Source organism: Kitasatospora sp. MBT66 (assembly GCF_000710405.2).
In the GTDB taxonomy this organism is placed as follows: Bacteria; Actinomycetota; Actinomycetes; order Streptomycetales; family Streptomycetaceae; genus Kitasatospora; species Kitasatospora purpeofusca.
The window spans coordinates 784703-794689 of the sequence record NZ_JAIY01000006.1; the positions used below are offsets into that span (position 1 = coordinate 784703).

9 protein-coding genes and 1 pseudogene are annotated in these 9987 nt (G+C 72.2%); 1 reads left to right on the forward strand and 9 read right to left on the reverse strand.

Features of this window, described 5'->3' with window-relative positions:
• The 6 genes from rlmN to rpsB all read right to left on the reverse strand — a co-directional run.
• Positions 1-864: 23S rRNA (adenine(2503)-C(2))-methyltransferase RlmN (rlmN, locus tag BI06_RS15965; protein WP_043468750.1), on the reverse strand; the 864-nt coding region annotated here is incomplete at its 3' end.
• A 75-nt stretch (positions 865-939) separates the two neighbouring features.
• Positions 940-2142, reverse strand: a complete 1203-nt coding sequence (locus BI06_RS15970; RefSeq protein WP_369826152.1) for a phosphatidate cytidylyltransferase — start codon at positions 2140-2142, stop codon at positions 940-942.
• A 353-nt stretch (positions 2143-2495) separates the two neighbouring features.
• Positions 2496-3053 carry a ribosome recycling factor gene (gene frr, locus BI06_RS15975; RefSeq protein ID WP_030396755.1) on the reverse strand — a complete coding sequence of 186 codons (558 nt, stop codon included), beginning with the start codon at positions 3051-3053 and terminating at the stop codon, positions 2496-2498.
• Positions 3054-3147: 94 nt separating this feature from the next.
• A complete protein-coding gene (gene pyrH, locus BI06_RS15980; protein ID WP_030396754.1) occupies positions 3148-3912 on the reverse strand; it encodes a UMP kinase in 765 nt (254 codons plus the stop codon).
• A gap of 262 nt (positions 3913-4174) precedes the next feature.
• Positions 4175-5014 carry a translation elongation factor Ts gene (tsf, locus tag BI06_RS15985; protein WP_030396753.1) on the reverse strand — a complete coding sequence of 280 codons (840 nt, stop codon included), beginning with the start codon at positions 5012-5014 and terminating at the stop codon, positions 4175-4177.
• 129 nt (positions 5015-5143) lie between these two features.
• Positions 5144-6061 carry a 30S ribosomal protein S2 gene (gene rpsB / locus BI06_RS15990; RefSeq protein ID WP_030396752.1) on the reverse strand — a complete coding sequence of 306 codons (918 nt, stop codon included), beginning with the start codon at positions 6059-6061 and terminating at the stop codon, positions 5144-5146.
• Positions 6062-6847: 786 nt separating this feature from the next.
• Between rpsB and BI06_RS53600 the strand changes: the two are divergent.
• Positions 6848-7255, forward strand: a pseudogene (locus BI06_RS53600) (peptidoglycan DD-metalloendopeptidase family protein); the annotation flags it as partial.
• Between the two features lie 133 nt (positions 7256-7388).
• Here BI06_RS53600 and BI06_RS15995 read toward each other — a convergent pair.
• The 3 genes from BI06_RS15995 to BI06_RS16005 form a co-directional block, all read right to left on the reverse strand.
• The gene (locus BI06_RS15995; RefSeq protein ID WP_030396751.1) at positions 7389-7961 is read right to left on the reverse strand and encodes a TetR/AcrR family transcriptional regulator; all 573 of its coding nucleotides are present in this window, start codon (positions 7959-7961) and stop codon (positions 7389-7391) included.
• 220 nt (positions 7962-8181) lie between these two features.
• Complete coding sequence (gene whiG / locus BI06_RS16000) at positions 8182-9156, reverse strand: RNA polymerase sigma factor WhiG (protein WP_341845512.1); 975 nt, start codon at positions 9154-9156, stop codon at positions 8182-8184.
• Positions 9157-9499: 343 nt separating this feature from the next.
• Positions 9500-9987: DNA-processing protein DprA (locus BI06_RS16005; RefSeq protein WP_199523298.1), on the reverse strand; the 488-nt coding region annotated here is incomplete at its 5' end.

Here is a 9987-nt window from a genome sequence, read left to right on the forward strand (position 1 = left end):
GTCCTTGATCAGCGCGTACTCGATGGAGATCCGGCGACCGGACTTCTCGGCGTAGTTCCACGCCGCGTCCAGCACCTCGGCGACCTTCCAACGGGTGTTGACCGGCACCAGCTCGTCGCGGAGCTCGTCGTCCGGAGCGTGCAGCGACAGCGCCAGACGGCAGCTGAGCCCCTCGTCGGCGAACCGGTACATCGCCGGGACCAGGCCGACGGTCGAGACCGTGATGCCGCGCTGGGACAGGCCGAAGCCGTCCGGCGCCGGGTCGGTCAGCCTGCGGATCGAGGCCAGCACCCGCTTGTAGTTGGCCAGCGGCTCGCCCATGCCCATGAACACCACGTTGGACAGCCGGGCCTCGCCACCGGGGATCTCCCCGCTGCGGAGCGAGCGCATCCCGGCGGCGATCTGCTCGACGATCTCGGCCGTCGACAGGTTGCGGGTCAGCCCGGCCTGGCCGGTGGCGCAGAACGGGCAGTTCATGCCGCAGCCCGCCTGGGAGCTGATGCACATGGTGACCCGGTCCGGGTAGCGCATCAGCACCGACTCGACGAGCGTGCCGTCGAACAGCTTCCACAGCGTCTTGCGGGTGGTGTCGTCGTCGCAGGACACGTGCCGCAGCACCGACATCAGCTCGGGCAGCAGCCCCTCGGTGAGCTTCTCCCGGCTGGCGGCGGGGATGTCCGTCCAGCTCGCCGGGTCGTTCGACATCCGGCCGAAGTAGTGGTTGGAGAGCTGCTTCGCGCGGAACGGCTGCTCGCCCAGCTCGGCGACGGCCTCCTTGCGCTCGGCGGGGCTCAGGTCGGCGAGGTGTCGCGGGGGCTTGGCGCCGCGCGGCGCGACAAAGGTGAGTTCTCCGGGCTTAGGCATGGTTCATCCAGTGTCGCAGACGCGCGAGGGCCCCGGACGCCGTGCGTCCGGGGCCCCGGGCCGGGGCGGGTGGCCTCAGCTGCCCACGAAGGCCGCCAGCAGCAGCCAGACCACCGGGGCGGTCGGCAGCAGCGAGTCCAGCCGGTCCATGATGCCGCCGTGACCGGGCAGCAGGGTGCCCATGTCCTTGATGCCGAGGTCGCGCTTGATCATCGACTCGCCCAGGTCGCCCAGGGTCGCGGTGACCGCCGCGCAGCCGCCCAGGATCAGGCCCTGCCACCAGCTGCCGCCGTCGATGATCAGCTCCATCAGCAGCGCGCCCGCCAGCATCGACAGGCCGATGCCGCCGGCCAGGCCCTCGCGGGTCTTGCCCGGGCTGATCGTCGGCGCCAGCTTGGTCCGGCCGAACTTGTAGCCCACCGCGTAGGCGCCGGTGTCACTGCACACCGTGACGATCAGGAACAGCACGATCCGCTGCGGACCGTCGTCGGCCGCCAGCATCATCGCCACGAAGGTGGCGAGGAAGGGGACGTAGAAGGCGGTGAAGATGCCCGCCGTTATGTCCCGCAGATAGTTCTCCGGCGGCTCGGCCATCCGCCAGACCATCACCGCGAGGCCGGTGAGCGCGAGCGAGGCCGCCGCCCACTGGATCCCCGACCAGTAGCCGGTGGCGACCATCGCGATGCCGCCCACGACCAGCGGGACCAGCGGCGCCTTGATCTCCTTGCGCTCGGCGAGCCTGCTGGTCAGCTCCCAGACGCCGACCGACACCGCCGCGATCACCACGGCCAGGAACAGGGCCTTGACGAAGAAGAGCGAGGCGACGATGACCGCGCCGAGGCCGACTCCCACGCCTATCGCGGCCTGGAGGTTGCGGCCACCGCGCTGCTTGCGCTGCGCCGGCTGAGGCTGCGGATCGGGCTGGGCCACTGGTGTCTCCTGCCCTGGGTGGGACGACGGCACGAGGAACGGCTGCCCCGCCGCCGGTCCGCCCGGCACACCGGGGTGACCCGCCGCGACCGGCGGCGCCTGCGGCGCCGACGGCCCCGGGTACGCCGCGGCGCCCGGGTACGGTCCGCCGACCGGGGCGGACCTGGCGTCGTCGGTGATCGCGCGCAGCACGACCGTCTCCGACGCGCCCGGCTCCACCGCCCCGGGCTGCTCGTCGCGGAACAGCGGTCCGCTCAGCCGGCCCGTCTCGCGGGACGACCCCTCGGCGGGGTCGGGCCCGGACGGGGCTGCCGGCTGCGGGCCCGGGTCGGCCGGAACGGGAGGCATGACCTGAGTCTCCTCCGCGTCGGGGTCCCAGTACACCGGAGGCTGCTGGGAGTGACCCGTTCGGTGGCCGGGGTCACCCGAGCCGTACTGCCCGGGCCGGTCGTACTGCCCGGGCCGGTCGTACTGGCCGGGTCGGTCGTACTGCCCCGGCCGGTCGTACTGCCCGTGCGGCGGCTGCGCCGGGTACCCGCCGGCGGCGGGCGCGCCGGACGGACCGGACGCGCCGGGTGTGCCGGGTGCACCGGCGGCCTGCGCAGGCGTGCCGGGGGCCTGCGCAGGCTCGTGCGGACGGTACGGCTGGTACTGCTGGTCGGACGTGCCCCAATAGCCAGGGGCGTCAGGGGCGTCGTTCATCAGACCTCGAGCAGCTCGGCTTCCTTGTGCTTCAGCAGCTCGTCGACGGTGGCCACGTACTTGGCCGTGGTGTCGTCGAGCTCCTTCTCGGCGCGACGGCCGTCGTCCTCGCCGATCTCGCCGTCCTTGACCAGCTTGTCGATCGCGTCCTTGGCCTTGCGGCGGACGGCGCGGATCGAGACCTTGGCGTCCTCGCCCTTGCCGCGGGCGACCTTGATGAACTCCCGGCGGCGCTCCTCGGTCAGCTCGGGGAGCACGACCCGGATGATGGAGCCGTCGTTCGACGGGTTGACGCCCAGGTCGGAGTCGCGGATCGCCTGCTCGATCGCCTTCAGCGCGGTCTTGTCGAACGGCGAGACGACCGCCATCCGGGGCTCCGGAACGGAGAAGGAGGCCAGCTGGTTGATCGGCGTCACGGCGCCGTAGTACTCCGCGACGATCTTGGCGAACATCGCCGGGTGCGCGCGGCCGGTGCGGATGGCGGCGAAGTCGTCCTTGGCGTGGGCGACGGCCTTCTCCATCTTCTCCTCGGCGTCGAGGAGGGTCTCTTCGATCACTGTGATCTCCCTGTCCGGTTCATCTGCTGGTGTCCCGACCGGGGTCGGGCGCCGGAGCCTCGCGGCGGCGCCGTCCGGTACGGCTGGTTACTGCTCAGGCCCGGACAGAATCCTGGCTGATGAGTGTGCCGATCTTCTCACTCTTCACCGCGCGCGCGATATTGCCCTCCGCAAGCAGCTCGAAGACCAGCATCGGCAGGTTGTTGTCCTTGCACAGCGTGATCGCGGTGAGGTCGGCCACCTTGAGGTCGCGCGCGATGACCTCGGAGTACTCCAGCGCGTCGAACTTGACCGCGTCCGGGTTGGTGCGGGGGTCGGAGTCGTAGACGCCGTCCACGCCGTTCTTGCCCATCAGCAGCACATCGGCGTGGATCTCCAGCGCCCGCTGGACGGCCGTGGTGTCGGTGGAGAAGTAGGGCATGCCCATACCGGCGCCGAAGATCACCACGCGGCCCTTCTCCAGGTGCCGGACGGCGCGCAGCGGCAGGTACGGCTCGGCGACCTGGCCCATCGTGATGGCGGTCTGGACCCGCGTCTCGATGCCCTCCTTGACCAGGAAGTCCTGGAGCGCCAGGCAGTTCATGACCGTTCCGAGCATGCCCATGTAGTCCGAGCGGGCCCGGTCCATACCGCGGACCTGGAGCTCGGCGCCGCGGAAGAAGTTGCCGCCGCCGATCACCACGGCGACCTCGGTGCCCGCGCGGACGACCGTGGCGATCTCACGGGCGATCGCGTGCACGACGTCCGGATCGACGCCGAGCCCGCCGCCGCCGGCGAAGGCCTCACCGGACAGCTTCAGCATTACCCGGCGGCGCGTGCCGTCCTGGATCTCCCGCGCGGTCTCCTGCGTCTCCTGCATGGACTTCTCCTTCTGCACCTACTGGTTCACAGGCGCGGGTGTGCGGGTGCCCGGCCTGCGCGTACACGCGAGGAGGCCACTGCCGCGGGAACCGGTTCGGTGTCCTGCACGGCAATGGCCTCCTCGTCGTTCATGTCGCCGACGCGGCTCGCCCGTGAACGGATGGCGCTGGGTGAGCCCGTACGGCGCGTTCCCCGTGGCCCTGGTCAGCGGGCGGGGGGCGGTTCCCAGCCTACGGCCGGGGGGACCGGTGGAACGTGGCTCAGGCGCCGACGCGGAAGCGGGCGAAGCGCTTGAGGGCGACGCCGTTCTCCTCGAGGACCTTGGCGACGGTCTTCTTGTTGTCCTTCGCGAAGGCCTGCTCCAGGACGGAGTTCTCCTTCACGAAGCCGGTGACGCGACCCTCGACGATCTTCGGCAGGGCGGCCTCCGGCTTGCCCTCCTCGCGAGCGGTGGCCTCGGCGACGCGGCGCTCGTTCTCGATGTCCTCGGCCGGGATGTCCTCGCGGGACAGGTACTTCGGCGCGAAGGCGGCGATGTGCTGCGCGACGTCCTTGGCGACCTCGGCGTTCTCCTTGTCCAGCTCGACGAGGACGCCGACGGCCGGCGGCAGGTCGGGGCTGGTCTTGTGCAGGTAGACGGCGACGAAGCCGTCGCCACCGAACTGCGCGAAGCGGCGGAAGACGATCTTCTCGCCCAGGGTCGCGTTGGCCTCGTCCACGAACTGCTGGACGGTCTTGCCGGCCTCGATCTCGGAAGCCAGGGCGGCGTCCAGGTCGGCCGGGGCGCTCTTCGCGACGTGGGCGGCGATCGCGTCGGCGACCTGGACGAAGTTGTCACCCTTGGCGACGAAGTCGGTCTCGCAGTTCAGCTCGACCAGGACGCCGGACTTCTTGTCCTCGGCGATCAGCGCGGCGACGGCACCGTTGGAGGCGTCGCGGCCCTCACGCTTGGCAACGCCCTTCTGGCCCTTGATGCGCAGAAGCTCGACGGCCTTCTCGACGTTGCCCTCGGCCTCGTCCAGGGCCTTCTTGCAGTCCATCATGCCGGCGCCGGTGAGCTCACGGAGCTTCTTGACGTCCGCGGCGGTGAAGTTCGCCATGGTGTGAATCTCTTCTCGCGTCTCGCGTGTCTGCGTGGAGTAGCGCCGGGACCGATGGTTCGGCCCCGGCGCGGGAGAGAGGGGCACCGACCGGTGTCGTACCGGCGGGTGCCCCTCACCCTTGGTACGTCAGGCCTGCTCGGCCGGAGCCTCGGCGGCGGGGGCCTCGGCGACCGGGGCAGCCTCGGCCTCAGCGGCGGGGGCCTCGACGGCGGCGGCCTCGGCGGCCGGGGCAGCCTCGGCGTCGGCGGCGGGGGCCTCCTCAGCCTTCTTCTCGCCCTCCAGGATGTCCTTCTCCCAGTCGGCGAGCGGCTGGTCGGCACCCGGCTCGGCCTTGACGTCGCCCTTGGCGACACCCGCGCGGGACTTGAGGCCCTCGGCGACGGCGTCGGCGATCACGCGGGTCAGCAGGGTGACGGAGCGGATCGCGTCGTCGTTGCCCGGGATCTTGTAGTCGACCTCGTCGGGGTCACAGTTGGTGTCGAGGATGGCGACGACCGGGATGTTGAGCTTCCGGGCCTCGCCGACCGCGATGTGCTCCTTCTTGGTGTCCACGATCCAGACAGCGCTGGGAACGCGCTGCATGTCACGGATACCGCCGAGGGTCTTCTCCAGCTTGTCGTGCTCGCGCTGGAGGACCAGGAGCTCCTTCTTGGTGAGGCCGGAACCGGCCACGTCCGAGAAGTCCAGCTCGCCGAGCTCCTTGAGGCGCTGCAGGCGCTTGTAGACGGTCGAGAAGTTGGTCAGCATGCCGCCGAGCCAGCGCTGGTTCACGTAGGGCATGCCCACGCGGGTGGCCTGCTCGGCGATGGCCTCCTGGGCCTGCTTCTTCGTGCCGACGAAGAGGACGCTGCCGCCGTGGGCAACGGTCTCCTTGATGAACTCGAAGGCGCGGTCGATGTAGTTCAGCGACTGCAGGAGGTCGATGATGTAGATGCCGTTGCGCTCGGTGATGATGAAGCGCTTCATCTTCGGGTTCCAGCGGCGGGTCTGGTGACCGAAGTGGACGCCGCTCTCAAGCAGCTCCCGCATCGTGACGACGGCCATAGCCGTGCTCCTCAGGTGTTACGCCCGGCTCCCACGCAGCGGCGTCACGGGAGGCGCGCGATCGCGCTTCCCGTTCGGCTGTTGCGAACGGCCGGGTCAGGCTCGGTTTTGTCCGTGGCGGCCAGGTGACAGCCACGCCTGACGCCCCGAACGTGCCGAGCCGCTTCCCCCGGCGGTCCTGGGACCGGTCGGGCTCGGCGGACCGAGCGGCACTCGCACCTGGCGGGGGCGGCGGCTGAGCCGCTGTCCGACCGCCGGTGGCGGGGCGTGCGAAGTCGACCCGGCGGACCGGGTCGCGTGTGAAGTGTACGGGAAGCGCCGAGCGCCGAGCGACTCCGCAGAAGGCGGGCGGGCGGGGACCGGCCAGGTCCGGGGCACCCGGGCGGCGGTGTTGGGGTCCCGTGAACCTGCCGGGTCCACCCGTTGGAGGGATGGCCATTGTCCCCAGGGGCCGGTTGTCCACAGGAAACGGGCCCCCGGTGGCCGGGCCGGGCCGCCCCGGGGAGCCTCGGCGGCATGACTGTCGGCGTGGGGGTGGTGGGTGTGGGTGCGGGTGCGGGTGTCGGCGTGGATGTGGGTGTGGACGCAAGTGTGGGCGTTGGTGCCGCTCCGGACGGGAGGGGCGGCGGGACGGGGGCGAGGCGGCGGGTGGTGTTGGTCGTGACGGTGGTGGCGGTCGCCCTGCTGACCGGTGGCCCGCCCGGGGCGCCCGGGGCGCTCGGGCATGCCGCAGGCAGGGCGGCCGGGGCGACGACCGGTGGCGCGGGAGAGACCGGGGCTTCCGGGATGAGTGAGGGCGGGCGGTGGTGGCCGGTGGACGGGTCGGACGGGAGGCCGGGCGCCGTGGTCGGCCGCTTCGAGCCGCCCGCGCGACCGTGGGGCGCGGGCCACCGGGGCGTCGACCTGGCCACAACCGCCGGCGCGGCGGTCCGCGCCGCCGCGCCGGGGGTGGTGACGTTCGCCGGGCCGGTGGCCGGACGGCCGGTCGTCACGGTCACCCATGCGCCGACGGGATCCTCGGCGTCCGCGGCTCCGCCGGCTCCCCCGCTGCGGACCACCTATCTACCGGTGGACGGCACCCTCCCGGTGGGGACCGCCGTGGCGGCCGGACAGGTGATCGGACGGCTCGCCCCCGGCGGCGGCCACTGCGCCGACGGTCCCTGCCTGCACTGGGGCCTGCTGCGCGGGAAGCGCTACCTCGACCCGCCGGCCCTGTTCGGGAGCGGTCCGGCCCGACTGCTCCCGCTCGACCGTCCGACGGAACCGACCGTCGCCGCCGCGCCGGTCCCCCCGGCCGGACCGCGTGCCGTCCTCGGAGCCCGGCGGTTCAGCTCGGGCCGAGGCCGTACAGCGCGAGGGCGACGGCGGCATCCGCGATCACCTCGGGACTCTCGGCCCGGCCGCCCGCGGCCCGGTGCTCCGCCTGCCGCACCGCCGCTTCGACGATGCCCTGGAGCAGCGCGGCGGCCAGCCGGGGCTGCTCGTGGCCGAGGTCCTCGAGCGCCTGGACCACCAGCCCGACCAGCGTCCCGTGCGCGGCCCGGATACGCTCCCGGGCCGCGTCGTCCAGCTCCAGCGCGGAGATCGCCGCAACCGCCCGGTGGCGCGGATCGGCGGCCAGCGCGAGCTGGCTCCGGACATACGTCTCGATCCGCTCGGCGGCGGTGTCCCGGCTCGCCATCCCGGCTTCGATCTCGGCGGCCCACAGCGGGAAGTCCACCTCGCAGAGCGCTTCCACCACCGCCGCGCGGGAGCGGAAGTACTCGTACACCGAGGAACGCGCGAGCCCGGTGCGCATGGCGAGCGCGGGAAAGGTCAGGGCTTCCATGCCTCCCTCGGTGAGGAGACTGCGGGCAGCATCGAGGAGGGCTGCCCGCTGCATCTGGCGATGCTCGGCCACACTGGCTGCTCGGATCTTCGGCACGCCCTCCACTGTACGGAGCCCTACATCCCGCCGGTACGGTGCCGCGTACGGCGACGGATACGGAGGGATGCGTTCCGGGGCGCGGGGCGCCGACCCGGCGTACGCGGCGCACCGACCGGTCCGCGCCACGACCGGCCGGGGCGTGTCCGGCCGAGGGGCGTCCGACCGGGGACGGTTTTCGGCCGGGGGTGTTCGGCTACCGGATGTCCGACAGCTTGGCGCGCAGCTGGAGCACCGACTTGGTGTGGATCTGGCTGACCCTGCTCTCGGTCACCCCGAGGACCTGGCCGATCTCGGCGAGCGTCAGCCCCTCGTAGTAGTAGAGCGTCACCACGGTCTTCTCCCGTTCGGGAAGGGTGTTGACCGCCTGCGCCAGCAGTCGGCGCAGCTCCCGGTCCTCGGCCACCTCGACCGGGTCGTCCGCCCCGTGGTCCTCCAGCGTCTCCATCAGGCTCAGCCGGTCGCCGCCGTCGCCGACGGGGTGGAGCAGCTCGTCGAGCGCGACGACGTTGGCGAGCGAGAGCTGGCTGAAGATGGTGTGCAGGTCCTCGATCGCGATGCCCATCTCGGCCGCGACCTCGGGCTCGGTCGGCGTTCGCCGCAGCCGGGCCTCCAGCGTCGCGTAGGTGCGCTCGACCGCCTTCGCCTTCTGCCGCACCGAGCGCGGGATCCAGTCCAGCGCGCGCAGCTCGTCGATGATCGCGCCGCGGATCCGGCTGATCGCGTAGGTCTCGAACTTGATGGCCCGCTCGATGTCGAACTTCTCGATCGCGTCGATCAGCCCGAAGACACCGGAGGAGACGAAGTCGGCCTGCTCGACATTGGACGGCAGGCCGACCCCGACCCGGCCCGCCACGTACTTGACGAGCGGTGAGTAGTGCAGGATCAGCTGCTCCCGCAGCCGCTGATCGGCCGTCTCCTTGTAGGAGCGCCAGAGCTCTTCGAGCGCCGTGCGCTCGCGGCGGGGAGCCGGCGCCCCGGCGGACGCGGGGGCGGCCGTGTCGGCGGGAGCGCCGGGCGCGTCCGGGCGGTCGTCGTGCGCCCCGGTGAGCGCCGGACGGCCGCCCTGCCGCGCCAGGGCCCCCATCGCACCCGTGGACTTGGACGGGTACTCGGTCGCGGTCCGCCGCTCGGTGCGCGGCCCTCCCGAGGACCGGGCGCCACCGGTCACTCGGTGTCCGGGAATGTGTGTGGGCATACGTTGGTCTGCGCCGTTCTGCCGAGTCATGTGCTGATAGGGAAGGCATGGCGAGCGTAGCGTGACCGACTCGCTGCAGAGTGCTACCGCCACTCGGTCGTCCCCCGATCCGGTGGCGTTCGTGTCGCCCCACCCGGGCACCGGGGGTGGACGAACCGGATGCCCGCCCCGCCCGGCCGTTCCGCCCCGTCAACCCCGCGCCCTTCCCCGTCCTCCTCCCGGTCGCCCTTCGGGGGCGCGTCCTCCTGACGCTCCGCCCCACACCGCCCCCATGCCGGCCCCCGAGCCGTTCCGCCGTCACCGTCCGGACGGGCCGTCACCTCCTCCGCACCAGGCGCCAGTGCGCGCCGTGGCGCTCGACATGGCCGAGCGAGCCCAGCTCGTAGAGCCGCTGGAGCACCTCGTCCGGCGGAAGTCCCGACTGTCGGGCCAACCGCTCCACCGGCGCACCCTCCGCGGTGGCCGGCACAGCCTCCAGGACCCGTGCGGCCTCAGGCTCCAGGAGGTCCCTGGGCAGCACCGGCCCGCTGCGCTGCGGCGCCAGGTCCTCACCGATCGCTCCGATCAGCTCGGCGACCTCGGCCGCGTCGGTCACGACCGCGGCGGCGCCGCTGCGGATCAGCGCGTGCACCCCGGCGGAGAGTTCCGAGGTGACCGGCCCGGGCACACCCATGGTGTGCCGGTTGAGGTCACGGGCGCGTCTGGCGGTGCTGAGCGCCCCGCTGCGCAGCGCCGCCTCGACCACCACGGTGCCGCGGGTCAGCGCCGCGATCACCCGGTTGCGCAGCACGAACCTTCTCTGCA

Bases quoted from the DNA above. Each gene is read 5' to 3' on its own strand.
- pyrH (WP_030396754.1), bottom strand. From the start codon at position 3,912: ATGCAGGAGACGCAGGAGACCGCGCGGGAGATCCAGGACGGCACGCGC.
- tsf (WP_030396753.1), bottom strand. From the start codon at position 5,014: ATGGCGAACTTCACCGCCGCGGACGTCAAGAAGCTCCGTGAGCTCACC.
- BI06_RS15970 (WP_369826152.1), bottom strand. From the start codon at position 2,142: ATGCCTCCCGTTCCGGCCGACCCGGGCCCGCAGCCGGCAGCCCCGTCC.
- rpsB (WP_030396752.1), bottom strand. From the start codon at position 6,061: ATGGCCGTCGTCACGATGCGGGAGCTGCTTGAGAGCGGCGTCCACTTC.